We start from the raw sequence: 26,368 nt of genomic DNA on the forward strand, positions 1-26,368 counted from the left end.
CGCCGTCGCTCGCAAGGCGGTACGGGGAGGTCCGGGCCGGAGCGAGCGATCTGAGTCACTCTTCGACAGTAGTGCTCCGCTCCCCGTCGATCGGCGCCGTCGCCGAAACGTCCGCGAAACCCCGGAACCTTACGGTGTCCGGAACCCGTCCCCGACCCCCTGAGGAGGCAGCATGCGCCCGATGGTCCCCCTGTCGATCGACACCGACCCCTGGCGCGCCCTGCTGTCCCGGTCCGATATCCGCATGCACGACGGCATCCTGCACGTCGTGGACGACTCCTCGACGCCCGCGATGGCCGAGCGCGACGACCTGCTCACGGCGGCGTCCGCGATCGAAGCTGCGGGTGTGCGGGTTCTGCTGGTGCGCGATGCGAATCGCCGCCCCAAGCTGGTGGTCGACACCGCCGATGCCGCGACCGCCCTCGCGGCGCTGCGCGATCCCGACCTCGGCCCGATGTACCTCAAGGCCCGTGGCGAAGACCCCGTGCCCGCGCACAGCGTCGAGCCCGCCCCCGGGTCGGTGCAGGCCTACGCGGTCTTCCGCCCGCGCACCTCGACCGAAGGCTCGTACCGGTACGGCTCCGCGTTGGCTCCGCGGATGGAGCTCTGGCGCTTCGGCGACAAGACCATCGAGGCACCCCGCCCGAGCGCCCTCACCCGCCGCAAGTTCGCCGCCGCCGACCTCGATCTGGTCGAGGTCGAGCGCTACGGCCGCCGCTGGATGACGGTCTCGGGCATGTTCGACCCCCACCCGAACGAGTTCACCGCCGACGTCGACATGGTCTTCTCGTGGGTCGACGGGTCGTCGAGTGAGTTCCAGCGCCAGCGGGCCGCGCGCATGAAGGGCTACGTCGTGGGTGACGGCGACGACAACGCCGCCCGATACCGCCAGGTCGACGAGCTGCGCTACGCGCTGCGGAGCGTGCACATGTACGCGCCGTGGGTGCGCCGCATCTTCATCGCGACCGACTCCCCCACCCCCGAGTGGCTCGCCGACCACCCCAAGGTGACGATCGTACGCAGCGAGGAGTTCTTCGCCGATCCCTCGGTGCTGCCCACCCACAACTCCCACGCCGTCGAGGCGCAGCTGCACCGCATCCCGGGTCTGGCCGAGCACTTTCTCTATAGCAACGACGACATGTTCTTCGGTCGCCCCGTCACTCCGGAGCTGTTCTTCAGCGGCGGCGGGGTGAGCCGCTTCGTCGAGAGCGGCGTGCGCATCGGCAGCGGACCGGCGCATGTCGATCGCTCGGGGCACGACAACGGCCTGCGCATGAACCGCGCCCTGCTGAAGGAGCGATTCGGTCGCGTCATCACACTCGATCTCGAGCACTGTGCGACCCCGCTGCGACGCTCGGTGGCCTTCGAGCTCGAGCAGGAGTTCGCCGACGACTACGCCCGCACCGCCGCGAGCCGGTTCCGTTCGGCCACCGACATCTCGGTGACGAACAGCCTGTACCACTACTACGCACTGGCGACCGGGCGCGCAATCATCACGACCGAGCCCCGCACCCGCTACGTGCAGACCACGCAGCTCGACTCGCTGCGCACCATGGAGCGCCTCGTCTCGCGCCGCGATACCGACATGTTCTGCCTCAACGACGGCAGCGTGCCCGAGATCCCCGAAGAGGTGCGCGTCCCCGCGCTCCGGGCGTGCCTCGAGCGCTACTTCCCCGTCGCCGCCCCGTGGGAGAAGAGCTCGGTCAGCGAAGGATCGGCAACGGCGTCGTCGGCGGCGACACCGGTCCGCTGAACGCCCGCGACGTCGGGACGACGATCCCGGCGTCGCGGAGGCGCCGCTGGGATTCGTCAGCGTCGACGTATTGCAACGCCGCACTGGTGGCGAGCGGTACGACCGAGTGGACCACCGTCTCGTCGTAGACGTGCACGATGTTGAAGCCCTGCGCGGCGTCCTGCGGGCGCGTCCCGCCCACCGGGACCATGAGGTCCTGGGTGTAGCAGGTGGCCGAAGCGACCGAGACCGGGATGCCGGCGAAGGTCGCGAACGTGGAGTAGTGCAGGTGTCCGGCGAGGATCGCTCGGACATCGCTGCCGCGCAGCACCGCGGCCAGGCTCCGTTGGTCGCGCAGCTCGACGGAGGCGGCGAGGTCGAGCACGCTGGGCACGGGCGGGTGGTGCATCGCGAGAATCGTGCCGAGCGGGGCCGGCGTCGCTAGGACCTCGGTGAGCCACTGCAGCTGGGCGGCGGTGACCTCGCCGTGGTGCGCGCCGGGGACCGAGGTGTCGAGGGTCACGATGCGCAGCCCGTCGAACTCGTCGACGCGATCGACCGGGGCGGTCGCCTCGGCGTCGTCGCCGGGGAGGAGTTGCGAGCGGAAGGCGGCGCGGTCGTCGTGGTTGCCCATGACCCAGACCACGCGCGTCTGCAGACGCTCGGCGAGCGGTTCGACCAATGCGCGGACGCGATCGTAGGCGTCGGTCTCACCGAAATCAGCGAGGTCGCCCGTGAAGACCAGGGCGTTCGGACGGATACCCGAGGCGTCGATGGCCTCGACCGCGCGAGCGAGGTACGCCTCGGAGTCGACGTCGTCATAGAGCGGTGCACCGCCAGCGCGAAGGTGAGTGTCGCTCAGGTGGAGCAGCACACGTTCGGCTCGGGGGTACTCGGCGTAGCGCATCTCGATCCTCTCGGGTCGTCGGGTACGACCTCGTCACCGGCGTGATGCTCCCGGTTGGCTCGAAATGTTACAGACATGTTTCCGGAACGCGTGATGAACACGTCGAGAATTCACCCGACGGATGACGCCCGGTCGGGCAGGGTCGCCGGTCCGACCCGGCGCGCCGGTCAGAGCGCGGCGATGCGAGCGTAATCCTCGACCGTGAGCTGTTCCCCGCGCAGCGTGGGGTCGACGCCCGCCGCTTCGAGCGCCTCCGCCGCCTGGGCGGCCGTGCCGCCCAGCACTCCCGACAGCGCCTGCCGGAGCATCTTGCGGCGCTGCTGGAACGCGGCATCCACGATCTGGAAGGTACGGCGGCGGTGCTCTTCGGTACCGCGGGGTTCGGCATCCCGATCGAAGCCGACCAGCACGCTGTCGACATTGGGCACGGGCCAGAACACCTGACGCGACACGGTGCCCGCCAATCGCCACGACCCGTACCAGGCGGCCTTAACGCTCGGGGCGCCGTAGACCTTCGACCCGGGAGGCGCGGCGAGGCGCTCCCCCACCTCGGCCTGCACCATGACGACGCCGCGCTGCAAGTAGGGAAATGTCTCGAGGAAGTGCAGGAGGACCGGCACCGACACGTTGTAGGGCAGGTTCGCGACCAGCACGCTCGGTTCGCCCGGCAGCGCGTCGACGCGAAGCGCGTCCGCATCGATCACCGTGAGCCGGTCGGCGGGGACATCGTGAGCGGCAGCGGTGGCGGGAAGCTGCTCGGCGAGACGGTGGTCGATCTCGACGGCGACGACCGAGGCGCCCGTCTCGAGGATGGCCAGAGTGAGGGATCCCAGACCGGGGCCGATCTCGACGACACGATCGGATGCCGTGACCCGCGCCGCCTGCACGATTTTGCGCACCGTGTTGGCATCGACGACGAAGTTCTGCCCGAGCTTCTTGGTGGGAGTGACGTCGAGGTCGGCGGCGAGCCGACGGATCTCGGCGGCACCGAGCAGGGAAACGGGCATTGTTCCACTGTAGTCAGCGATCCCGCCAGTGCCCGACGCGCCGAACGGGCAGGAGTAGCGTGATCAGGTGAGTCAAACGCAGTCCATCCCCTCGAACGCCTTCACCCTCAGAAGCCCGTACGGGCGACGAGCCATCGGTCTCTCGCTCGCGGCCGCGGTGGGCGGTTTCCTCTTCGGTTTCGACTCCTCGGTCATCAACGGCGCGGTCGACGCCGTCCAGGGCAACTTCGAGCTCTCGCAGGTGCTGACCGGCTTCGTCGTCGCCGTCGCCCTTCTCGGGTGCGCCGTCGGCGCTGTCGTCGCCGGCGCCCTGTCGGACCGCTGGGGACGACTGAAGGTCATGCTGCTCGGCGCCGTGCTGTTCTTCGTCTCGTCCATCGGCGCGGCCCTCACGTTCAGCGTTCCGGATCTCATCCTGTGGCGCGTGATGAGCGGCCTGGGCATCGGCATCGCCTCGGTCGTCGCGCCCGCCTACATCGCAGAGGTCGCCCCGCGCCAGATCCGCGGTTCGCTCGCCTCGCTGCAGCAGCTCGCGATCACGCTCGGCATCTTCGGCGCCCTGCTCTCCGACGCTCTGCTCGCCAACACCGCCGGTGGCGCGGCCAACCAGCTGTGGCTGGGCATGGAGGCCTGGCGCTGGATGTTCCTCGTCGGTGTGGTCCCGGCCGCCGTCTACGGCATCCTGTCGTTCACGGTCCCCGAATCGCCCCGCTACCTGCTCTCGAAGGGCAAGCGCGACGAAGCAAAGGCGATCTTCTCGCGCCTCGTGCCGCCCGCCGACCTCGACAAGACGATGAACGAGCTGTCGAGCGCGATCGAGGCCGACCGCAAGAACAAGAACGTCTCTCTGCGCGGTCCCGTACTGGGGCTTCAGGGAATCGTTTGGACCGGCATCCTCCTGTCGATGTTCCAGCAGTTCGTCGGCATCAACGTGATCTTCTACTACTCCACGACCCTGTGGAAGGCGGTCGGTTTCGACGAGAGCAACTCGCTGCTGATCTCTGTCATCACCTCGGTCACCAACGTCGTCGTCACGTTCGTCGCGATCTTCCTGGTCGACAGGGTGGGGCGCAAGCCCATCCTCCTGACCGGCTCTGTGCTGATGACCGTCTCGCTCGGCGCGATGGCTCTCTCGTTCGCCTTCGCCACCGGCTCGGGCGAGAACGTCTCGCTCCCCGCCCCGTGGGGCGGAGTGGCCCTCGTCGCCGCGAACGTCTTCGTCGTGGGCTTCGGCGCCTCCTGGGGCCCGCTGGTCTGGGTGCTGCTCGGCGAGATCTTCCCGAGCCGCATCCGCGGCAAGGCTCTCGGCGTCGCCGCCGGAGCGCAGTGGATCGCCAACTTCGCGATCACCGTCTCGTTCCCGGCGATGTCGGGGTGGTCGCTCCCCCTCACCTACGGCATGTACGCCCTGTTCGCGGCCCTGTCGTTCGTCTACGTCGCCCTGCGCATCCCCGAGACGAAGGGGATGGAGCTCGAGCAGACCGAGACGCTCTTCGTTCGCAAACCGAAGGCGAACTCCCGGGCCTGATCCCGGATGCCAGAAGGCCGGCGCCCCGCGGGGTGCCGGCCTTCGTCGTTCCGGCGTCGTCTGCGTCCGCCTGGTCTCCGTGATCCGTACAAGCTCCGCCGAGTCCGCGCGAGACGCACCCAGACGGCGCGAATCGCGGACGATCCGCGTGTGTTCACTCCTCGAATGCGCCGTAGACCCGCAGGGTGTTGTCCGCGACCTGGGCGGCGAGCTCGTCGGCATCCATCGCCCTCTCCGCCGCGAGGAAGCGCAGCGTCACCGGGATCAGGTACGGCGCGTTCGGGCGACCGCGGTAGGGCACCGGGGTGAGGAACGGGGCGTCGGTCTCGACGAGGATGCGCTCGAGCGGCGTCACCGCCAGGGCGTCGCGCAGATTCTGCGCATTCTTGAACGTGACGTTGCCCGCGAACGAGAGGTAATACCCGCGGTCGGCGGCCAGGCGTGCCATGTCGGCGTCGCCCGAGAAGCAGTGGAACACCGTCTTGTCGGGGGCGCCGACACGTTCGAGCGTCTCGAGCACGGCCTCGTGCGCATCGCGATCGTGGATCTGCATCGCGAGATCGTGCTTCTTGGCCAGCGCGATGTGCGCCTCGAAGGAGCGCATCTGAGCCGGGATGCCGTCGGCCTCGGTGCGGAAGAAGTCGAGCCCCGTCTCGCCGATGGCCCGCACCCGCGGTTCGGCGGCGAGCTCGTCGATGACGGCGATCGCCGCATCCAACTCCCCCGCCTGCTCGTACGCGGGCGCCTCGTTGGGGTGGATCGCCACCGCCGCGAGGACGCGCGGGTGCGACCGCGCCGCCCACGCCGACCACCGCGAGGAGTCGATGTCGCCGCCCGCCTGCACGACCCCGTGCACACCGACCGCGAGCGCGCGCTCGAGCTGGTCGTCCAAGGAGAGGCCGGTCTCGCCGTCTTCGATCTCGAGGTGGGTGTGGTTGTCGTAGACCGGGATGCCGAGGGGCTCGGGCGCCGGCGGATAGCTGACGTCGCGACGCCCGTCGATCGAGCGCTCGCGGACGTATTGGCTCGGGTCGCCGTCGCCGATGGTGTCGCGGGGGCGCTCGACCGGGGTCGAGCCGGGGGCGGAGGCTCGAGCCGCGGACCCTTCGACAGGCTCGGGGACCGCCGCCGACTCGGAAGGCACCTGCGTCACGCCTGCTCGACGCGCGGGAACAGCGGCGTGAGCGGCGTGACCGTGGCCCCCGCGGGCAGCTGCCCCCAGGTGCCCGCCGCGCGGATCGGCTGCTCGACGAGAGCGCCGAGGCCCTCGGCCGCGCCGAGCGCGACCCACAGCTTCGACGTCGACTCCGGCATGACCGGCGACAGCAGCACCGCGAGCGCGCGCAACCCCTCAGCCGCGGTGTACAGCACCGTGCCCAGGCGTTCGCGCGTCGACTCGTCTTTGGCGAGTGCCCACGGCTCGTTCTCGGTGATGTAGCCGTTGAGCGCATCGACGATCGTCCAGATCGCAGCGATCGCCTCGTCGATGCGGAAGCGCTCGATGGCGGCGTCGGCGGTGGTCGCGGCATCCGCCACGATCTTCTGAATCGTCAGATCGCCCTCGGTGTACGCGGCCGGGGCCGGCACGATGCCCTCGAAGTACTTCGAGATCATCGCGACGGTGCGCGACGCCAGGTTGCCGAAGCCGTTGGCGAGTTCGGCCTGGTAGCGCGCCGACAGGTCTTCCCACGAGAACGAGCCGTCCTGGCCGAACGCGATCGCCGAGAGGAAGTAGAACCGGTACGCGTCGGAGCCGAAGACGTCGGTGATCTCGGTGGGCGCGATGCCGGTGAGCTTGGACTTCGACATCTTCTCGCCGCCGACGAGCAGCCACCCGTGCGCGAAGACGCCGCGCGGCACGTCGAGGCCCGCGGCCATCAGCATGGCCGGCCAGATCACGGCGTGGAAGCGCAGGATGTCTTTACCGACCACGTGGAATGCCGGCCAGCGACGCTCGAACTCGGCGGGGTCGGTGCCGTAGCCCACGGCGGTGGCGTAGTTGAGCAGCGCGTCGACCCACACGTAGATGACGTGCGAGGGGTCCCACGGAACCGTGATGCCCCAGTCGAAGGCCGAACGCGAGATCGAGAGGTCTTTCAGACCGCTGCGCACGAACGAGACGACTTCGTTGCGCGCCGACTCGGGGCGCACGAAGTCGGGCTCGGTCTTGTAGAGCTCGAGCAGGCGGTCCTGGAACTCGCTGAGCTTGAAGAAGTAGTTCTTCTCCTGCAGCAGCTCGAGGGGCTTGGAGTGGATCGCGCAGACCTTGAGCCCCTCGAAGGGCCCTGTGCCGTCGACGATCTCGGCCTCGGGCTTGAACTCCTCGCAGCCCACGCAGTACAGCGCCTCGTACTCGCCCGCGTAGATGTACCCGCGGTCGAACAGGGCCTTCACGAACTGCTGCACACGCTCCTCGTGGCGCGCCTGCGTCGTGCGGATGAAGTCGTCGTTGGCGACGTCGAGCGTTTCGAGCAGCGGGAACCACGACTCGGTGACGAGCTTGTCGACCCACTCCTGCGGGGTGACGCCGTTGGCGGCGGCGGCGCGGAGCATCTTCTGGCCGTGCTCGTCGGTACCCGTGAGCATCCAGGTGTCATCCCCCGCCTGGCGATGCCAGCGGGCGAGCGTGTCGACGGCGACGGTCGTGTACCCGTGCCCGATGTGGGGCAGATCGCTGGGGTAGTAGATCGGCGTCGTGATGTAGAAGGATCGGCCGGAAGTCACCTGGAGATTCTACGGGGAGGCACCGACACGGCCGACCGTGTGACAGGTGTCAGCGTTTGACGGCCAACGCCGCCTGGTACAGCTCGCGCGAGGAGTGGCCGGTCTGCGACGCCACCTCGGCGGCGGCCTCTTTGAGCCGGGTGCCGCCCCGGACGATCTCGAGCACCTGGGTCACGGCATCCGGGAACGCCACCTCCCGGGCGGTGGCCCCGCCGACGACGATCGCGATCTCGCCGCGGACGCCCTCGGCCGCCCACGCGGCGAGCTCGGCGAGGGTTCCGCGCGTGACCTCTTCGTAGAGCTTGGTGAGCTCGCGGCAGACGGCGGCAGGACGATCGGCGCCGAACGCGGTCGCGAGATCGTCGAGGGTGGATGCCACGCGCGACGGCGACTCGAAGAAGACGAGGGTCCGCTCCTCCGACGCGAGCTGCGCGAAGGCCTTGCGGCGCTCCCCCGGCTTGCGGCGCGGGAAGCCCTCGAAGGCGAAGCGGTCGGTGGGAAGGCCCGCGACGGCCAGGGCCGTGACGACCGCGCTCGGACCGGGAATCGCGGTGACCGTGACCCCCGCGGCAGCAGCGGCGGCGACCAGGCCGAAACCGGGGTCGCTGACGGTGGGCATTCCCGCGTCGCTCAGAACCAGCAGATCGTCTTCGCGGGCGAGCTCGACCAGTTCGGCGGCCCGCTCCTTCTCGTTGTGATCGTGCAGGGCGATCAGGCGCGGACGGTTCTCGACCCCGAGGCCCGCGAGCAGACGCTGCGTGGTGCGGGTGTCTTCTGCCGCGACGACGCTGGCGTTCTCGAGCGCCTCGATCAGACGCTTCGAGGCGTCGCCCAGATTGCCGATGGGGGTCGCCGCGAGGATGATCACCGTTCCACCTTAGGCTGGGGGCCGTGACCACCGCCGTCCCTCCGCTGCTCCCCGTCGTCGAGCAGACGCGCATCGATCGGTGGCGCGACGCCCTGCTCGCCAGCCCCCGCGGATTCCGCCTGTGGCGCTGGCTCGCGCCCACCCTCGTCACCCTTCTCGCGGCCGTGCTGCGCCTGATCGACATCGGCAACCCGCACCAGCTCGTGTTCGACGAGACCTATTACGTGAAGGACTCGTGGAGCCAGTGGGTGCTCGGTTACCCCTCGGCCTGGCCCGACGGCGCCGACGCCAGCTTCGTGGCGGGTGATACCGACGTCTTCACCGGCATCGGCAGCTACGTGGTGCATCCGCCGCTGGGTCGCATCCTGATCGGTGCGGGCATGGCCCTGCTCGGACCCGACTCCGCCACCGGCTGGCGCATCTCCGCCGCCGTCTTCGGCACCGCCACCGTGCTGCTCGTCTACCTGCTCGCGCGCACGCTCACCCGGTCGATCCCCTTCGCGACGGTGGCATCCGGTCTTATCGCGATCGACGGACTCGGCATCGTGCTGAGCCGCATCTCACTGCTCGACATCTTCTTGACCTTCTTCATCGTGCTGACGTTCTGGTTCGTCGCTCTCGACGCGCGGCGGAGCACCGATCGCTTGCGCGCCGCCCTCACGGCCCTCCCGGAGGGAAGACACACGTGGGGCCCGGTGCTGTGGGCGCGGCCGTGGCTCGTCGCCGCAGGAGCGGCCGCGGGCGCGGCCACCGCCGTGAAGTGGTCGGGACTGTACGTGCTCGCGGCGGTCGGCCTGTACGCGGTCGTCACCGACGCCGTCGCCCGTCGTCGCGCCGGGATCGAGCAGTGGCCGATGGATGCCGCGCGCCAGGGGCTCGTGTCGTTCGTGCTGCTCGTGCCGGTCGCGGTCGTCGTGTACCTGGCGAGCTGGTCGGGCTGGCTGTTCACGAACGGCGGGTGGATGCGCGGCACCCCGGTCGCCGCGACGGGGATCTGGGGGTGGGTCCCCGAGCCGCTCCGGCAGCTGTGGGCGTACCACCAGGAGATGTACAACTTCCACGTCGGGCTCGTCACCCCGCACAGCTACGCCAGCCCCGCCTGGCAGTGGCCGCTGCTCATCCGTCCCACCTCGATGTACTGGCACCAGGACCAGGCCGGGGTCAACGGCTGCGCCCTGCCGACGGGGTGCACCGAGGCGATCTCGAGCATCGCGAACCCGATCATCTGGTGGGCCGGGGTCGCGGCATCCCTGTATCTGCTCGTGCGCTTCGTCATGGTGCGCGACTGGCGGCGCCACGCCCTCGTGCTGACCGGACTCGCCGCCACCTACGTGCCGTGGCTGCTCTACCCCGAGCGCACGATCTTCCAGTTCTACACGGTGGCGATGCTGCCCTTCCTGGTGCTCGCGCTCACCTTCGCCCTGCGCGACGTCGCCCGCGGGGTGAAGGGCGCGTCGAGAGCGAGCGGGCAGGCGGTCGTGCTGGCCTTCCTCGGGCTCTGCCTCGTGATCTCGGCGTTCTGGTACCCCGTGTGGGTCGGACTCCCCGTGCCGTACGAGTTCTGGCGCCTGCACAATTGGCTGCCGACCTGGATCTGATCGGGGCGCGCGCCGTGGGCGTGCGGAGCGGGGCGTGGGGTCGACGCGAGGTGGCGTGCGGGTGGACGCGCATCAGAATCGGATGGATGCAACAGAATCGGTCCCGTGAGGGGCTCGGCATCCGAATCCACTGCACGGATCCGAATCTGTGGAAGGTCGAAGACGCGAGGGGACGGCGCATGGAATCGGATACGCGCAGGGGAATCGGATCCTGCGCCGGTCGGCATCCGAATCTGTTCCACCGATCCGCATCTGCGAAAGACCGGGATTGACGATGGCCGGCGGAGACGAGTGGCTGCACGACCCGCGGCCCGTGCAGCGAGTGAAGCTCTTCCGCGATGCGCCGGTCGATCGGTCGGCGTGGCCGGCGAACGTCCCCGCCGTCGCGCAGTTTCTCGAGGTGGCCGGGCGCGATGGCTGGGAGTTCGGCCCGGGCGTCACTTTTCTGGTGGGTGAGAACGGCTCGGGCAAGTCCACCCTCATCGAGGGAATCGCCGAGGCCGCGGGGCTCCCTGCCGAGGGAGGCTCGACCAACGGCGGCGGTGAAACGAGACGAACCGAGAGTTCCCTCGGCGAGTGGCTGCGCATCGAGCGGAGCCCGCGCGCACCGCGATGGGGGTTCTTCCTGCGGGCCGAGACGATGCACAGCTACTACAGCTGGAGGGAGGACCTCGGCGGCCCTGCCCCGAGCCTGCACACCATGAGCCACGGCGAGTCGTTCAACGCCCTGCTCGACGAGACGCTCGATCATCCCCGCTACGTCGCAGGACTCGCCTGCCTCGACGAGCCCGAAGCCGCGCTGTCGTTCTCATCGACGCTGCGCTGGTTGGCCTCGCTCGACCGCATGCGCTCCCGCGGCACGCAGGTGATCTGCGCGACGCACTCCCCCGTGCTCGCGGCGCTGCCGGGGGCGACGATCCTCGAGCTCGGCGACTGGGGCATCCGCGAGAGTTCGTGGGAAGACCTGGAGCTGGTGCGGTTGCAGCGCGGGTTCCTGGAGTCGCCGGGGAGGTACCTGCGGCATCTGTTGGAGTGACCGGTCTCAGCCCAGCCGCGCCGCATCCGTCGTCGGCAACGCGCAGGTGAACGCCCGACAGTCGTACGCCGTCGCCTCGCCGTCCATCGCGACCTTGCCCTCGAACAGCTCGAACCCCGCCTCGGCGAAAGCGGCGGCCTGCGCGGGCGACACCACGGCCACCACGTCGGCGGCGACCCGACGCGCCGCGTCGGCGATCTCGGCATCCGTCTCGCCCACCACGACCACCTGGCGCGGAGCGGAGACCAGACCGAGCGCGACCTCGAGGATCGCGCCGTGCGCCAGGGGCGACGACAGCGCGACGTCGGCCGCGGCCTGCACGAGGGACTCCGCCGTGCTGCGGTAGCGCTCCCCCGCGCCGAGGCGCCACAGATCGAGGGCGGCGGCGGCCAAGACGGACGGGCCCGAGGGCGAGGCGCCGTCGGTGGGGACGGCGTGCGAGTGCATCCCCTGGCTGACGAGCACGGGGTCGCCTCCCCCGGGCGGATGGATGCCGTCGTCGCCGAGGCACAGGTCGACGAGCGCCCGTGCGCGGGCGGCGTAGGCGACCTCGCCGGTCGCGCGCGCGAGGGCGAGCAGGCCCCGCGCGAGTCCCCCGTAGTCCTCGAGCGTCGCGGGGGCTGCGGAGCGGACCTCGTCGAGCGAGGCGCGGCGGAGCGTCCCGTCGTCGGCGACGTTGCTCTCGAGCACGGCGCCGGCGGCCCAGCGCGACGCTTCGAGGAAGCGCGGGTCGGTGCGGGTTCCGGCGGCAGCGAGGGCGGCGATCGCGTGACCGTTCCAGCCGGTGACGACCTTGGCGTCGAGAGCGGGGGGCTGCAGTGCCGAACGGTCCGCGACACGGTAGTACCCGCCCTCGTTGCGGACCCCGTCGATGATCGACTCCGAGTCCTGGGCGGCCGCAATTCCACCGGTGGGCAGCTGCAACACGTCGACGAGGAAGCGGGCGGCGTCGGTCGCCGTGGCGTCGTCACCCGCGGCGAGCGCCACCTCGACGAGACCGGCGTTGTCGGTGAGCATGCGCTCGTAGTGCGGCACGCTCCAGTCGCGACGCGTGGCGTAGCGGAAGAAGCCGCCCTCGACCGTGTCGTGCAGGTCGGAGCGGGCCATGGCGGAGAGTGCTCGGGATGCCACGTCCGCGGCATCCGGAGCATCCGCGGTCAGAGCGGGGTGCTGCAGGAAGCGCAGCACCGGGGTGTTCGGGAACTTCGGGGTCTCGAACGCGGGGCCCGCGGCGAAGCCGAAGTACTCGCGGTCCTCGCGTGCAACGACCGTGCGCGCAGCGGCGGCGAGCTGGTCGAGGGACGGCGGAGCGTCGGCCGGGGCGGTGGCCGCGGCGGCCAGGGCGTCGCGGAGCGAGGAGCCCGTGGCATCCACTTCGCTCCGACGCTCGGTCCAGGCCTCGCGCACCGCGGAGAGCACCTGACGGAACGAGGGCTGCGGAGGGCGGGGCGAGGGCGGAAAGTACGTGCCGGCGTAGAAGACGCGCCCCTCGGGGGACGCGAAGACGGTGAGGGGCCACCCCAGGTGAGGGGTGAAGGCACTGGCCGCGTCGAGGTAGGCGGCATCCACGTCGGGATGCTCTTCGCGGTCGACCTTGATCGAGACGAAACCCTCGTTCAGGATGCCGGCGGTCTCGGCATCCTGGAACGACTCGCGCGCCATGACGTGACACCAGTGGCAGGTGCTGTAGCCGATCGAGATCATCACGGGGACGTCTCTCTCGGCCGCGAGCGCGAACGCCTCGGCCCCCCAGGGGAACCAGGCGACGGGGTTGTCGGCGTGGGCCCGCAGGTAGGGGCTCGAGGCGTTCGCGAGGCGGTTCATGCGCGCGGTTGCGCGGGACTCAGTTGAGGTCGTCGGGGTGGGTGCCGACGCGGCCCGACCCGTCGCCCGGGTCGACCGCGTCGATCGCGGCCATCTCGTCGGCGGTGAGCTCGAAGTCGAACAGATCGAAGTTCTCCTCGAGGCGCTCGCGCCGCACCGACTTGGGGAACACGATGAAGCCGTGCTGGATGTGCCAGCGCAGCACCGCCTGGGCGGGCGACTTGCCGTGGGCCTCGGCGGCATCCTTCACCGCGGGGAGCTCGAACAGGTCGTACTTGCCCTGGCCGAGCGGACCCCACGACTCGATGTGCATGTCGTGCTCCTGGCCCCAGGCGGCGATCTCGCGCTGGCTGAGGGCGGGGTGCAGCTCGATCTGGTTCACCACGGGGGTGACGCCGGTCTCGGCGACGATGCGGTCGAGGTGCGGCACCAGGAAGTTCGAGACGCCGATCGAACGGGCCTTGCCGCTCTCGCGGATCTCGATCATCTTCTGCCACGCGTGCACGTAGTTGTCGTTCTTCGGCGTCGGCCAGTGGATCAGGTAGAGGTCGACGGCGTCGAGCTGGAGCTTCTGAAGACTCTCATCGATCGCGGCGAGCGGTTCGTCGCCCTCGTGGCGGTCGTTCCAGAGCTTGGTGGTGACGAAGAGCTCGTCACGTGGGATGCCGCTGGCGGCGATCGCACGCCCGACACCCTCTTCGTTCTTGTAGATGGCCGCGGTGTCGATGTGGCGGTAGCCGACCTCGAGGGCCTCGGACACGGCACGCTCGGCGTCGTCGGCGGGCACGAGGAAGACGCCGTAGCCGAGCTGGGGGATGGAGTTTCCGTCGTTGAGCTGAACTGAAGGAACGGTCATGTGTCGAGCCTAAGGAGCCGAGGTTCGAAGCGTTCTTGGGGTTGACGCGCGGGTCACGATGACTCAGCCCCGCGGTCTCGCGCCCGGGCGTGGTTGACTACCGTGATGACGCCGCAGCCCCCCACCCGGCACGCTCGACGTGATCCCTCCTCGACCTGGCGCCGCGGAGCGAAGCTCGTCGCGATCGCGGTCACCGTCGTGCTCGTCGCGGCGGTCGCTGTGGGCGGCTTCTACGCCTTCTCGCTGTCGCAGCGGCTTCAGGAGGCCGCCGTCCCCCTCAAGGACGCCCCGGCCGAGCCGCCCGCACTGAGTGCCTACAACGAGCCGTTCTCGGTGCTCGTCGTCGGCACCGATGAGTGCGACGAGCAGGTCAAGGCCGCATTCGGCGCCCGCTGCTCGGACCCCGGCAACGAGGGGACGCGCAACGACGTCAACATGCTCGTGCACGTGTCTGCCAATCCCCGACGCGTCACGGTCGTGTCCTTCCCGCGCGACCTGCAGATCGGCATCCCGGAATGCACGAACCCCGACGGGACGGTCTCGGAGGCCTCGTACAAGGCGCCGATCAACTCCGCGTACGAGGCGGGCGGGCTCACGTGCGTGGCCGACACCGTCTCGGAACTGAGCGGACAGAGCATCCCGTTCGCCGCGAAGGTCAGCTTCGGCAACGTCGTCAACATCACGGACGCCATCGGCGGCGTGGAGGTCTGCATCGGTGGCGACGGCATCGACGATCCCGACGCCGGCATCGACTGGGAGCCCGGCCCCCGCGTGGTCAAGGGCTATGACGCCCTGGCGTTCCTGCGCACGCGCAAGGGCATCGGTGACGGCAGCGACCTCGCCCGCATCGGCAACCAGCAGCAGTACCTGTCTCGCCTCATCAACAAGCTCCGCAGCGACGAGGTGCTCTCCAACCCGGGCACGCTCATCGGCCTGGCCAACACCGCGGTAAACAACATCGAACCGAGCGAGAGCCTCGCCGACCCGATCCGCATCGCCCAGCTCGCGTACACGCTGAAAGACGTGCCGTTCAGCGACATCACGTTCGTTCAGTTCCCCGTGGTCGACGACCCCGCCGACAACAACCGTGTCATCCCTGACCAGGCGTCGGCGGCAACGCTGTGGGAGGCGCTGAACACCAACGCTCCCCTGCAGCTGACCGGACAGGAGGGGGCCAACGGCGGCGTCATCGCCGATCCCTCCGCACCCACCGCAGCGCCGGGCGAGCCCGCCCCCGAGGCGAGCACCCCCGCCCCGGATGCCACGGACGCCAGTGCCGCGCCCGGCGTGGTGGAACTGCCCAGCAACGTCAGCGGGACGAAGGCGAACCAGGCCACCTGCTCCGCCGGCAACGGCTGATCGCCCCGGGTTCCGTCAAGACCCGGGAACCGTCCAGCGTCGTCGGGGAGCATGGACGAGTGAGAACCGCCACGCGCTCGACGACCGTTCTTCTGCTCGCGGCCCTGACCCTCACCGCCTGCGCCCCGGCCGCGGCCCCGGCGCCCTCGGCATCCGCTTCGCCCACCGCGACGCCCACGCCCACGCCGACGGCCACTCCCGATCCGCTCGCGGGGATGAGCCTGGCCGACAGGGTGGGGCAGATGTTCATGGTCGGCACCTCGGTCGAGGGTGCCAACCCCACGACCCTCGCGGCGGTGCGCGACGACCACGTCGGCGGGATCTTCCTGCACGGAAGATCGGATGCCGGAGCCGAGGCCACCGCGGGACTCATCGGGCAGTTCACCTCGACCGTCGCCGCGGGCGCCCCGGAACTCTGGGTGGCCACCGACCAAGAGGGCGGGACCGTCCAGGTGCTGAAGGGCCCCGGATTCGACCGCATTCCCTCGGCGGTCGAGCAGGCGACCCAGACCGACGCGGCTCTGCGGTCGGCGGCCGCGGCCTGGGGCGCGCAGCTCGCGCAGGCCGGGGTGAACATGAACCTCGCGCCCGTCGCCGACATCGTCACGAGCCCGGAGTTCGCGGCATCCAATCCTCCGATCGGCGCGCTCGCGCGCGAGTACGGCTACGACGAGGGCACGGTCGCGGCGAAGGTCGGGGCGTTCGCCGCGGGCATGCGCGACGGAGGCGTGATGCCCACCCTCAAGCACTTCCCGGGCCTCGGTCACGTCGACGAGAACACCGACACGCGCACGGGCGTGACAGACGACACGGTCACCGCGGACGGCGCCGATGTGGGCGTCTACGACAACGTCCTGCCGCAGGGCGACGCCATCGTCATGATGTCGACCGCCATTTACGCGCAGATCGACCCGGGCGCACCCGCCGCGTTCTCGCCCGCGGTGGTGAACGTGCTGCGCGACCGCGTCGGCTTCGACGGGGTGATCACGGTCGACGACCTCTCGGCCGCCCGGCAGGTGCAGCCGTGGTCGCCCGCAGACCGCGCGACGCTCGCGGTGGACGCCGGTGTCGACCTGCTTCTCGTATCGGCTGACCCCTCGGTGTACCCCGAGATGCGTCAGGCGGTGCTGGCGCGCGCGCAGAGCGACCCCGCCTTCGCCGCGAAGGTGGATGCCGCAGCCCGGCGGATCGTGGAGCAGAAAGCCGCGATGCCGTAAGCCGTTGCGCGGCCCCGCCGACGAGCGCCGAGCCGAAACCAGGCTCGAGGAGTCTCGCGCGAGGCGGCGTGCGACGCGGGCGGGCGGACCGAGCAGCATGAGGCGACCGAGGGGGCGGGGCCGCGATAAGCTGAAAGGCTGTGTCTGTCGAACCCGTCATCGTCTACCCGCCCGAGCTGCCCGTCAGCGCCGCGCGGGACGAGATCGCGCGCGCCATCCGCGACCACCAGGTCGTGATCGTCGCCGGCGCGACCGGGTCGGGAAAGACGACGCAGCTGCCGAAGATCTGCCTCGAGCTGGGCCGCACCTCGATCGCTCACACGCAGCCCCGCCGCATCGCGGCCCGCACGATCGCGGAGCGCATCGCCGAAGAGATGCAGGTGCCGCTCGGCTCGACCGTCGGCTACAAGGTGCGCTTCACCGACAAAGTGTCCGCCGACACGCGCGTCGCCCTGGTGACCGACGGCATCCTGCTCAACGAGATCCACCGCGACCGGCTGCTCCGCCGATACGACACGATCATCGTCGACGAGGCGCACGAGCGCTCGCTCAACATCGATTTCCTGCTCGGGTACCTCCGCCGCATCCTGCCGAAGCGCCCCGACCTCAAGGTCATCGTCACCTCGGCGACCATCGACCCCGAGAGTTTCGCGCGCCACTTCGCCGCTCCCCCGGCTCAGCCCGGTGGCGAGCCGGTGCCGGCGCCGGTGATCGAGGTGTCGGGACGGACGTACCCGGTCGAGATCCGGTATCGGCCGGTCGACGGCGACGGCGACGCGGGCGAAACTCCGGAGATTGCGGATGCCGACGACTCCGACGCCCCGTCATCGCGCGGGCGAGGGGCAACCGGCTCGCAGAAAGTCAGGAGTTCTGCACGCCCGGCCGCCAAGCCGGGGCGCTCCGACGACGACGCCGATGAGGTGGGAGCCGTCGTCGACGCTCTGCGCGAGCTCGACCGCGAGGCCCCGGGCGACGTGCTCGTCTTCTTCCCCGGCGAGGCGGAGATCCGCGACGCGGCGGATGCCATCCGAGGGGCGTATCAGAAGGACACCTCTCCCACCGAGGTGCTCCCCCTCTACGGGCGGCTCTCGGCCGCCGAGCAGCACCGCGTGTTCGAGCGTTCGAGCGTCGCGGGCGTGCGCCGCCGAGTGATCCTCGCCACGAACGTCGCCGAGACGAGTCTCACCGTCCCCGGCATCCGGTACGTCGTCGACACGGGGACGGCGCGCATCTCGCGCTACAGCAACCGCTCGAAGATCCAGCGCCTGCCGATCGAAGCGGTGTCGCAGGCGTCGGCGCAGCAGCGCTCGGGCCGCGCCGGCCGTACCTCGCCGGGCGTGGCGATCCGGCTCTACTCTGAGGACGATTTCACGCGTCGCCCGGAGTACACCGAACCCGAGATCCTGCGGACGTCGCTGGCATCCGTCATCCTGCAGATGCTCTCGCTCGGCTTCGGCGACATCCAGGCGTTCCCGTTCCTGACGCCGCCGGACTCGCGGGGCGTGAAGGCGGCATTCGACCTGCTCGTCGAGCTGGGCGCGGTGAAGCTGCCGGCACCGGCACCGGGGGCGCGCGGGGCCGACACCTCACCGAACCGCGACGTGCGCGGCGACGGCGACCCGTCCCGGCGTGACCGCGGTCGCCGCGCAGACGACGGCCCCCGCCTCACCGAGATCGGTCGTGAAATCGCGCGGCTGCCGATCGACCCACGGTTCGCACGCATGCTCATCGAGGCCCGGCGTAACGACGTGCAATCCGAGGTGCTCGCGATCGTGTCGGGCATGTCGATCCAGGACGTGCGCGAACGGCCCGAGGAGCGACGCGAGGAAGCCGACCGCTTCCACGCGCGGTTCACCGACCCCACCAGCGACTTCCTGTCGCTGCTCAACCTCTGGGACTACCTGCAGCTGAAGCAGGCGGAACTCGGCTCGAGCGCATTCCGGCGTCTGTGCCGCAGCGAGCACCTCAACTACGTGCGCGTGCGCGAGTGGATGGATGTGCATCGGCAGCTGCGGTCGCTCGGCGGCGAGCGCGGGGCGGGCGAGGCGCGCGGTGACGGCGGGCGCGGGCGCGGTTCGAGGAACCATGTCCCACTTATGGCTGGTTCAGACCCCTCCAGGCCACACAAATCGGGACATGGCTCGCACGTATCGGGACACGGTTCGGTCAGCACCGACCAGGGCGACGGCCCCGAGGGCCACGCCGCGGGCGATGCCATTCATCGCGCGATCCTGTCCGGGTTGCTGTCGCACCTCGGCATCCTGGATCCGCGCACGATGGCGCAGGCCAAAGACCGCAAGGCTCCGGGTGACACCCGCCCCACCAAGGGCGAATACATCGGCGCGCGCGGGGCGCGGTTCGCAATCTTCCCCGGGTCGGGGTTGAAGAAGAAGCGCCCCTCGGCGGTCATGGCCGCCGAGCTCGTCGAGACCTCTCGCCTGTTCGCCCGGACGGTCGCCGCCGTCGACCCGGCGTGGGCGGAAGAACTTGCCCCCGACCTGGTGAAGCGATCGCTGAGCGAGCCGCACTGGTCGAAGGATGCCGGCTCCGCCGCCGCCTATGAGAAGGTCACCCTCTTCGGGGTCGAACTCGTCGGCCGCCGCCGCGTGCAGCTGGCCCGCTTCGACCGGCCGCTCGCGCGCGAGATGTTCGTGCGCCACGCGCTGGTCGAGGGCGAGTGGGACCCCTCGGTGCTCGACAAGCGGCTCACGGCATTCCTCCGCCGCAACCAGGAGCAGCGCCGCCTGCTCGAGAAGATCGAGGAGCGCGAGCGCCGCCGCGACATCCTGATCGGCGACGAAGCGGTCTTCGCGTTCTACAACTCACGGATCCCCGCCGACGTCACCGATGTGCGCTCGTTCGAGACGTGGTGGAAGGATGCCTCGAACCGCACGCCCCACCTGCTCGACCTGCGCGAGTCCGACCTCACCGGCGACCGCGCCCAGGGCGATGACCGGGCCTTCCCCGCGCGCTGGCGCCAGGGCGATCAGACGCTCAACCTCGCGTACCGCTTCGAGCCGGGCGCGCCCGACGACGGCGTGACGGTGGTCGTGCCGCTGCCGCTGCTCGCGCAGCTACGTCCCGACGGCTTCGACTGGCAGGTCCCGGGCATGCGCGACGAACTGGTCACCGCGCTGCTGCGCGCCCTTCCGAAAACCATCCGCCGCAACGTCGTACCCGCCGCCGACTGGGCGGAGAAATTCTCGGCCGAGCTCGCCGAGAAGGGCCCCGAGCACGCGAACGGCTTGCCGAAGACGACGCTCGTCGACGCCCTCGCCGCTCTCGTGCAGCGCGTGGCGAACCAGCGGGTGAGCGCCGCCGATTTCGAACTCGAGCGGGTTCCCGGTCACCTGATGCCGTCGTTCCGCGCGGTGGATGCCCGTGGACGCGCGATCGGGAGCGACCGCGACCTCGCGACCCTGCAACGCCGCCTCGCCGACCGCGCGCGCTCGAGCGTCGAGTCGGCCGTGACGCGCGAGCGTCCCGCCACCCGGTCTGCCGCGAAGGTCGCCGAGGCATCGCCCGCGTTCGCGTCGCGCGCGAAGCTCACGAGCTGGGACATCGACGAGCTCACCGAGGTCGTCGACACCCCCGTCGCCGGCGGCGTCGTGCGCGGGTACCCGGCGCTCATCGACGAGGGCGACAGCGTCGCCCTGCGCGTGGAGGCCACACCCGAAGACGCCGCGCGACACACCCGCGCCGGCATCCGGCGTCTCATGCTGCTGGCCGTCCCCTCCCCCGCCACGTACGTGCTCGACCACCTCACCGCGAACGAGAAGCTGGCGCTCGCGGCATCCCCGTACCAGAACGCCAAGGCGCTCATCGAGGATGCGCGTGTCGCCCTGGCCGACGATGTGCTGCTGCGCGAGGCGCCGAGCGGCGTCGTGAGGACGAAGGCGGACTTCGAGCGGGTGCGCGATGCGTTCTCCTCCCTCTCGGTCGACCGCACCTTCCAGACCGTGTCTCTCGCGGCGAAGATCCTGCTCGCGCAGCGCGAGGTGGACCGCGCGATGAAGGATGCCTCGTCGATCACCCTGCTCGGTGCGCTGAACGACGTGCGCGGCCAGGTGAAGGGGCTGATCTTCCCCGGCTTCCTCTCCCGCACCGGCCTCTCGCGACTGCAGCACCTGCCGCGCTACCTCACGGGAGCGCTCGATCGGGTGAAGACCCTGTCGGACAACCCCGGCCGCGACCGCCAACGCATGACCGAATACGAACGCGCCGCCGCGGGCTTCGTGGATGCCGGAGGGTCGATGCCCCTCCCCGCGGACGCCCCCGCGAACCTCGTGCACACGCGCTGGCTGCTCGAGGAACTGCGCGTGAGCCTGTTCGCTCAGCGCCTCGGCACGGCCGAGCCCGTGTCGCCGCAGCGCATCGCGAAGGCGCTGAAGGGCGCGTGAGTCGAATCTAGACTCGCCCGATGGCGATGTCCTCCTACGTGACCTCGATCCGCTCACGGATCGGGTCCGATCTCCTCCTGCTCCCCGGGGTCACCGCGGTGATCCGCGACGGCGAACGGTTCCTCCTCGCCCGGCACCGGCACAGCGGCACCTGGAGCCTCATCGGGGGCGGGGTGGAACCCGGGGAGGAGCCCTCTGAGGCGCTCCTGCGCGAAGTGCGCGAAGAGACGGGCGCATCGGTCCGGGTGCGCGGCATCGTCGGCGTCTACGGCGGAGAGCCGATGATGGTCACCTATCCGAACGGCGACCGCGTCGGATACGTCACGACCGCGTACGATTGCGAACTGCTCGGCGACGCCGTCGCCGACGGCGAGGAGCTTCTCGAACTCCGGTGGTTCGAGCGGCAGGAGATCACCGCTCTCGATCGCCGTGATTGGATCGACCGCGTGATCGCCGACGCCGCGAAGCTATGAATGAGTCCGCGGTGGTTCGGCGCGCCAGACCGGACGACGCAGATGCGATTGCCGCGCTTCACGCACGGTCTCGGGCGGCCTACTATGGCGACTCGCTCTCCGCGGAGGATGCGGGGCACGACCGCCGCCCGATGTGGCGACGCCTCGTCACAGAGCACGACGCTCTCGTTCTGTGCGCGATCGTTGACGAGGTCATCATCGGCTTCTGCTGCCTGCGACGGGCCGCCGCGGCGAACGAGGTGGAGTTGCAGGGCCTGTACATAGAGCCTGGGCGGTTCGGGACCGGTGTCGCTGAGACGCTGTACGTGTCCTTCGTCGCGGAATGCCGGGGGCGCGCCGCCCGCCTCGAGGTCTGGGACCGCAACGAACGCGCCAAGGCGTTCTACCGCCGGCGCGGTTGGGTCCCCAGCGATCAGACCCGACCCGGCCCCGCCGACACTCCTTTCGTGACGTGGCGACTGCCACCTGAGTCAGACGCCGAGTGACGGCCCCAGGCACGAAGCAGCGTCCTGGGCGCGTCACGCTGGTCGGCGGGAGCCGCGCCGGCGCGCCCTTCGTGACGTGGCGTCGCCCGCCTGACTCACACTCCGAGCGACGCACCCCAGGCACGCAGCAGCGCCTCGAGCGCGCGACGCTGCTCGGCGTCGAGGCCCGCGAGCAGACGCTGCTCGTTGGCCATGTGGGCGGTGAACGCCTCGTCGATCACGCGGCGTCCGGCCGGCGTCAGCCGGATGACCCGCGCGCGCCCGTCGTCGGCGTCGTCATCGCGCACCACGAGACCGGATGCCAAAAGTCGATCGACGCGCTTGGTCACCGCCCCGCTGGTGACCATCGTGTGGCGCGCGAGCTCGCCCGGCGCCGCGGCGAACGGCTCCCCCGCGCGGCGAAGAGCGGCGAGGATGTCGAACTCCCCCTCGCCGAGACCGTAGCGGCGGTAGACGGCGAGCAGCTCGTCGCGCAGGTGATCGGCGAGACGGTGCAGGCGTCCGATCACCTGCATCGGTGAGACGTCGATGTCGGGGCGTTCGGCCTGCCACTGCGCCGTGAGGGCGTCGACGCGATCGGTCGTCGGGGTCATGGCATCCACTCTATCTTCCACGGAAAGTACACTGTCTTCCATGGAAGCTAAATGGCGCATCGTCGCCGTCACCGCCGTCGCGCCGATCGCGTGGGGTGCGACCTACGTCGTCACGCGACACCTCCTGCCGGCCGACGCACCCCTGTGGGGTGCCGCTCTGCGCGCCCTGCCGGCGGGCCTGCTGCTGTGGGCGCTCGCGCGACGCCGACCCCGAGGGGCGTGGTGGTGGAAGGCGCCCGTGCTCGGGATGCTGAACTTCGGCGCCTTCTTCGTGCTCGTCTACGTCGCGGCGCAGCTGTTGCCGTCGTCGATCGCCGCCTCGATCATGGCCCTCGCCCCGCTGGCCCTCGCCGGACTCGCGTGGCCCCTGCTCGCTCAGCGCCCCACGGCGCGCTGGGCCGTCGGCGCAGCCCTCGGCCTCGCGGGGGTCGCTCTCGTGGTCGGCCTCGGCACCGGAGCCGTTCCGCTCGCGGGGGTCGTGGCATCCGCCGTCGCTCTTCTGGCGTCATCGCTGGGTGCGATCCTCACGACCCGCTGGAAAGACGACACGCCCCTCCTGGCGACCACGTCGTGGCAGCTGACCGCGGGCGGTCTCGCCCTGGTCGCCGTCGCCGTGATGGTCGAAGGTGCTCCTCCGACCGTGGATGCCACGGGCCTCGCCGCGTACGTCGGGATCGCGGTGATCGCGACGGCGGTCGCGTTCGTGTGCTGGTTCACCGGACTCCGGCACCTGCCCGCGGGCACCGTGGGACTCATCGGTCTGCTGAACCCGGTGACCGGGGTGCTGCTCGGGGTGGCCGTGGGCGGCGAATCGCTCGCGACGCCGCAGGCGCTGGGCATCGTGCTCGTCCTCGTCGCGATCGCCGTGTCGAGCCGGGCGCGGAGCCGCAATCTGCCGCCCCGGGGAGCCCCGGGCGAGAGGCCCGACCCTGCGCAACGGCGCTACGACCGCAGCGATACCTGACCCAGCGCTGCTTCGACGTCGACGACCGCGGTCGCCGAGCTCGAGGTGCGCAAGCGGTTGTCGACTCGGCCGAGGCCGCTGTCGGTCGTGACGTTGTACTCATCGTCGGGCAGGGTGATGTCGGCGGATCCGGCCGTCACCGTGACCTTCGTGCGCGCGGGGGCATCGCCCTGCACCGTCGTGGCCAGACTGCCTCCCGCGACCTCGAACGTCGCGTCCCCGACCCCGGTGAGCGTGCCCGAAGCCGCGCCGCCCGAAACGGAGACGGAGACCGTGCGCACGTCACCGGCGAGATCCACGTCGCCCCCGGCGAGCTGCACGGAGAGTGAGTCGAAGTCGGCGTCGAGCGCGAGGGCGCCACCGGCGACCTCGATGCGCGCGTCGAGGTTCGTCGTGGTCGACAGCCGCGGGAGCAGCAGGGTCGCCGACCCCGCGCTGGTCGACCACCCGATGACGTTCGGCTGCGGGGAGCTCACCCGCAGCGTGGCGCCGTCGCGTTCGAAGGTCCAATCACCCGTCCCACCCCCGTCGACGTCGAGCTGCGCCTCCGACACGTCGCCGTAGGCGATCGTGAGCGAGCCGCCGGCCACGTCGACATCGAGCGCGGTGATCCCGGTCGTCGAGGTCTCGCTCGCCGCGTACGCGCGCCCACTGTCGCGCAGGGTGGCCGCCGCGCTCACTCCCGCCGAAACGACGGTGCCGGCGAGGACGCACGTTCCGACGACGATCGTGGCGAGCGAGACGAAGAAGGGCGTTCCGTGCCGCGAGCCCGGGTTCGACGCGGTCGAGGGTGCGTGCGAGGTCATGAGGTCGCTCCGGTGTGATCGTGGCCCAGGTGCACGAGGGCGGCGATGACGCGGCGGTTGCCGGTCTCGTCCTGCTCGAGGCCGAGCTTGGTGAAGATGGCGGTGATGTACTTCTCGACGCTGGCCTCCGAGACGAAGAGCGCCTGCGCGATGGCCTGATTCGAGCGGCCTTCGGCGATGAGGGCGAGCACCGATCGTTCGCGCTCGGTGAGGCTCTGCAGCCGTTCGTCGCGACGGCGCCGCGCCAGCAGCTGACCGACGACCTCGGGGTCGAGCACGGTCGCTCCCCCGGCGATGCGCGCGACCGTGTCGAGGAAGTCGCGCACGTCGGCGACCCGGTCCTTCAGCAGATACCCGAGCGAGCCCTGCCCGTCGGCGATGAGATCGCTCGCGTACTGCTCCTCGACGTATTGCGACAGGACCAGGACGCACAGCCCCGGATGCCGGGACCTCAGCGCGATCGCCGCGCGAATGCCCTCGTCGGTCCAGGTCGGCGGGAGCCGCACGTCGAGGATGCAGAGGTCGGGCGCGGTCTCCGCGACCGCGGCCTCGAGGCCCCCGGCATCCGGGAGAGCCGCGACGACCTCGTGACCGTCGTCGGCGAGCAGGCGGACGAGCCCCTCGCGCAGCAGGACCGAGTCTTCGCAGATCAGGATGCGCACGGAACGTTCACCTCCACCGTGGTCGGACCGCCCTGGGGGCTGTCGATGCGGGCGGTCCCGCCGGCCGCCGTGACGCGGTTGACGATGCCGTCCAGACCGCCGCCGGGAACGATCCGGGCCCCGCCCAGGCCGTCGTCTTCGACCCGGGCCCACAGGGTCGCGTCATCTCGCAGTCGCACGAGGACACGGCATCCGGTCGCCCGGGAGTGCTTCGCGGCGTTGGTCAGGGCCTCGGCGATCACGAAGTACACCGCGGCCTCGGCCGGGCGGGAGCACCGGCGCGGAAGGCGCACGTCGAGGGTCACCGGAATGTGGGACCGCGACGCGAGCGCCGAAAGAGCAGCGTCGAGACCTCGATCGTCGAGGACGGAGGCGTGGATGCCGCGGGCGAGCTGCCGCAGTTCGGTGATCGCCGACTTGGTCGAGGCGTGGGCCTCGGCAACGAGGGCTTTCGCGGCCTCGGGGTCGTCGTCGATCTTCGTCTGGGCGAGGCCCAGCGTCATGCCGATCGAGACGAGTCTCGGCTGCACGCCGTCGTGGAGGTCGCGCTCGATGCGGGTGCGCTCGACCTCGGCCGCTCGGACGGCGCCCGCGCGGCGGGTGTCGGAGGCACGCGCCTGCTCCTCGAGCTGCACCTCTCGAGAGGGCACGAGGATGGCGCGGGAGATGAGGCCGTGCAGCACCGCCAGACCCACGACGGCGGCGAGCGAGGCGACGAAGACAAGCAGACCCACGAGGGGTGCGGCGATGCCGTAGAGCGGGAGCAGTCCGAGCAGATTGATGTTCGACCAGCCGAAAAGGGGACTCACCATCACCGCGAGACCCCATGCCGTGAAGCTCGCGACCCCGAGGGTGCTCACCCCGAGGATGGTCGCGATCGCGAACGAAGCGACGGCACGCCACTGCCCCGGGTCGATCGCCTGCAGCCAGATCGTGTCCACCACGCCGAGGAAGCCCGTGCGCGCGCTCCGACGCGGGCGGAGCGCCGGGAGACCGAGACCGTACAGGCCGTCGAGGCGGACGCGCTCGAACCACGCGATCGCGAAGAGGACGTAGACCAGAGCCACGAGGGCGATCACGCCGATCAGCAGGGCGGCGAGGAGCCCCACGCCCGCGCCGAACAAGCCGAACACCCCGCCCAGGACGCCCGGCCCGACGACGCCGAGCGCGGCGAGATGGGCGACCGCACCGGCGATGCGGCCCGGCGAGGCGATCCGCACCCGCGCGGCGAGGGGCTGGTCGGCTCCCGCCGCGGGGGCGGGCTCTGTGCTCGCGGGCGTCGGCGGAGGAGGCGGGAGAACGGATGCCGTGGTCATGTGTTCCACGCTA

21 protein-coding genes are annotated in these 26,368 nt (G+C 70.5%); 10 read left to right on the forward strand and 11 right to left on the reverse strand.

Annotated features, from left to right (window positions below):
* Positions 1–172 precede the first annotated feature (172 nt).
* Complete coding sequence (locus DEU35_RS06065; RefSeq protein ID WP_116238945.1) at positions 173–1,753, forward strand: stealth family protein; 1,581 nt, start codon at positions 173–175, stop codon at positions 1,751–1,753.
* On the opposite strand, the gene DEU35_RS06070 is transcribed toward DEU35_RS06065, so the two are convergent.
* The gene (locus tag DEU35_RS06070; RefSeq protein WP_103206365.1) at positions 1,704–2,639 is read right to left on the reverse strand and encodes a phosphodiesterase; all 936 of its coding nucleotides are present in this window, start codon (positions 2,637–2,639) and stop codon (positions 1,704–1,706) included. The two genes, DEU35_RS06065 and DEU35_RS06070, sit on opposite strands and share 50 nt — an antisense overlap.
* Positions 2,640–2,806: 167 nt before the next feature.
* Positions 2,807–3,646, reverse strand: coding sequence for a 16S rRNA (adenine(1518)-N(6)/adenine(1519)-N(6))-dimethyltransferase RsmA (rsmA, locus tag DEU35_RS06075; protein ID WP_103206364.1), 840 nt, complete (start codon positions 3,644–3,646; stop codon positions 2,807–2,809).
* 67 nt (positions 3,647–3,713) lie between these two features.
* Here rsmA and DEU35_RS06080 point away from each other — a divergent pair, with 67 nt between their 5' ends.
* Positions 3,714–5,174 (forward strand): sugar porter family MFS transporter, encoded by a 1,461-nt coding sequence (locus tag DEU35_RS06080; protein ID WP_116238946.1) that lies wholly within the window; start codon positions 3,714–3,716, stop codon positions 5,172–5,174.
* 154 nt (positions 5,175–5,328) lie between these two features.
* Here the strand turns inward: DEU35_RS06080 and DEU35_RS06085 are convergent, their stop codons facing one another.
* The 3 genes from DEU35_RS06085 to rsmI form a co-directional block, all read right to left on the reverse strand.
* On the reverse strand, positions 5,329–6,219 hold the full coding sequence (locus DEU35_RS06085; protein WP_116239338.1) for a TatD family hydrolase: 891 nt from the start codon (positions 6,217–6,219) through the stop codon (positions 5,329–5,331).
* 104 nt (positions 6,220–6,323) lie between these two features.
* Positions 6,324–7,898 carry a methionine--tRNA ligase gene (gene metG / locus DEU35_RS06090; protein ID WP_116238947.1) on the reverse strand — a complete coding sequence of 525 codons (1,575 nt, stop codon included), beginning with the start codon at positions 7,896–7,898 and terminating at the stop codon, positions 6,324–6,326.
* A gap of 49 nt (positions 7,899–7,947) precedes the next feature.
* Positions 7,948–8,766 carry a 16S rRNA (cytidine(1402)-2'-O)-methyltransferase gene (gene rsmI, locus DEU35_RS06095; RefSeq protein ID WP_116238948.1) on the reverse strand — a complete coding sequence of 273 codons (819 nt, stop codon included), beginning with the start codon at positions 8,764–8,766 and terminating at the stop codon, positions 7,948–7,950.
* A gap of 23 nt (positions 8,767–8,789) precedes the next feature.
* On the opposite strand from rsmI, the gene DEU35_RS06100 reads away from it, so the two are divergent.
* Together DEU35_RS06100 and DEU35_RS06105 are read left to right on the forward strand one after the other, a co-directional pair.
* The gene (locus DEU35_RS06100; RefSeq protein WP_116238949.1) at positions 8,790–10,364 is read left to right on the forward strand and encodes a dolichyl-phosphate-mannose--protein mannosyltransferase; all 1,575 of its coding nucleotides are present in this window, start codon (positions 8,790–8,792) and stop codon (positions 10,362–10,364) included.
* Between the two features lie 274 nt (positions 10,365–10,638).
* Positions 10,639–11,400 (forward strand): AAA family ATPase, encoded by a 762-nt coding sequence (locus tag DEU35_RS06105; protein WP_116238950.1) that lies wholly within the window; start codon positions 10,639–10,641, stop codon positions 11,398–11,400.
* Positions 11,401–11,406: 6 nt separating this feature from the next.
* Here the strand turns inward: DEU35_RS06105 and DEU35_RS06110 are convergent, their stop codons facing one another.
* Both DEU35_RS06110 and DEU35_RS06115 read right to left on the reverse strand, forming a co-directional pair.
* Complete coding sequence (locus DEU35_RS06110) at positions 11,407–13,224, reverse strand: thioredoxin domain-containing protein (protein WP_116238951.1); 1,818 nt, start codon at positions 13,222–13,224, stop codon at positions 11,407–11,409.
* Between the two features lie 19 nt (positions 13,225–13,243).
* Positions 13,244–14,080: an aldo/keto reductase gene (locus tag DEU35_RS06115; RefSeq protein ID WP_103206357.1), complete on the reverse strand. Its 837-nt coding sequence runs from the start codon at positions 14,078–14,080 to the stop codon at positions 13,244–13,246.
* A gap of 105 nt (positions 14,081–14,185) precedes the next feature.
* On the opposite strand from DEU35_RS06115, the gene DEU35_RS06120 reads away from it, so the two are divergent.
* The 5 genes from DEU35_RS06120 to DEU35_RS06140 all read left to right on the forward strand — a co-directional run bounded on the left by DEU35_RS06120 (position 14,186) and on the right by DEU35_RS06140 (position 22,014).
* Positions 14,186–15,439: an LCP family protein gene (locus DEU35_RS06120; RefSeq protein ID WP_116238952.1), complete on the forward strand. Its 1,254-nt coding sequence runs from the start codon at positions 14,186–14,188 to the stop codon at positions 15,437–15,439.
* A gap of 59 nt (positions 15,440–15,498) precedes the next feature.
* On the forward strand, positions 15,499–16,656 hold the full coding sequence (locus DEU35_RS06125) for a glycoside hydrolase family 3 N-terminal domain-containing protein (protein ID WP_181904588.1): 1,158 nt from the start codon (positions 15,499–15,501) through the stop codon (positions 16,654–16,656).
* A 140-nt stretch (positions 16,657–16,796) separates the two neighbouring features.
* Positions 16,797–21,056 carry a DUF3418 domain-containing protein gene (locus DEU35_RS06130; RefSeq protein ID WP_116238953.1) on the forward strand — a complete coding sequence of 1,420 codons (4,260 nt, stop codon included), beginning with the start codon at positions 16,797–16,799 and terminating at the stop codon, positions 21,054–21,056.
* A gap of 20 nt (positions 21,057–21,076) precedes the next feature.
* Positions 21,077–21,529 (forward strand): NUDIX domain-containing protein, encoded by a 453-nt coding sequence (locus DEU35_RS06135; RefSeq protein WP_180993349.1) that lies wholly within the window; start codon positions 21,077–21,079, stop codon positions 21,527–21,529.
* A gap of 131 nt (positions 21,530–21,660) precedes the next feature.
* Entirely contained in the window at positions 21,661–22,014 is a 354-nt protein-coding gene (locus DEU35_RS06140) for an N-acetyltransferase (protein WP_258027849.1), read from the forward strand.
* Between the two features lie 95 nt (positions 22,015–22,109).
* Here the strand turns inward: DEU35_RS06140 and DEU35_RS06145 are convergent, their stop codons facing one another.
* Positions 22,110–22,607 carry a MarR family winged helix-turn-helix transcriptional regulator gene (locus DEU35_RS06145; protein WP_103206354.1) on the reverse strand — a complete coding sequence of 166 codons (498 nt, stop codon included), beginning with the start codon at positions 22,605–22,607 and terminating at the stop codon, positions 22,110–22,112.
* 40 nt (positions 22,608–22,647) lie between these two features.
* Between DEU35_RS06145 and DEU35_RS06150 the strand changes: the two genes are divergently transcribed.
* A complete protein-coding gene (locus DEU35_RS06150) occupies positions 22,648–23,571 on the forward strand; it encodes an EamA family transporter (RefSeq protein WP_116238954.1) in 924 nt (307 codons plus the stop codon).
* Here the strand turns inward: DEU35_RS06150 and DEU35_RS06155 are convergent.
* From DEU35_RS06155 to DEU35_RS06165, 3 genes are read right to left on the reverse strand one after another with little or no spacing between them, the layout of a single operon-like run.
* Positions 23,550–24,377, reverse strand: coding sequence for a hypothetical protein (locus DEU35_RS06155; RefSeq protein ID WP_116238955.1), 828 nt, complete (start codon positions 24,375–24,377; stop codon positions 23,550–23,552). The two genes, DEU35_RS06150 and DEU35_RS06155, sit on opposite strands and share 22 nt — an antisense overlap.
* On the reverse strand, positions 24,374–25,039 hold the full coding sequence (locus DEU35_RS06160) for a response regulator transcription factor (RefSeq protein ID WP_116238956.1): 666 nt from the start codon (positions 25,037–25,039) through the stop codon (positions 24,374–24,376). The genes DEU35_RS06155 and DEU35_RS06160 overlap by 4 nt, the downstream gene beginning before the upstream one ends.
* Entirely contained in the window at positions 25,027–26,355 is a 1,329-nt protein-coding gene (locus DEU35_RS06165) for a histidine kinase (RefSeq protein WP_103206350.1), read from the reverse strand. The genes DEU35_RS06160 and DEU35_RS06165 overlap by 13 nt, the downstream gene beginning before the upstream one ends.
* Positions 26,356–26,368: the final 13 nt, after the last annotated feature.

Source organism: Microbacterium sp. AG157 (genome assembly GCF_003385695.1).
Taxonomy (GTDB): Bacteria; Actinomycetota; Actinomycetes; order Actinomycetales; family Microbacteriaceae; genus Microbacterium; species Microbacterium testaceum.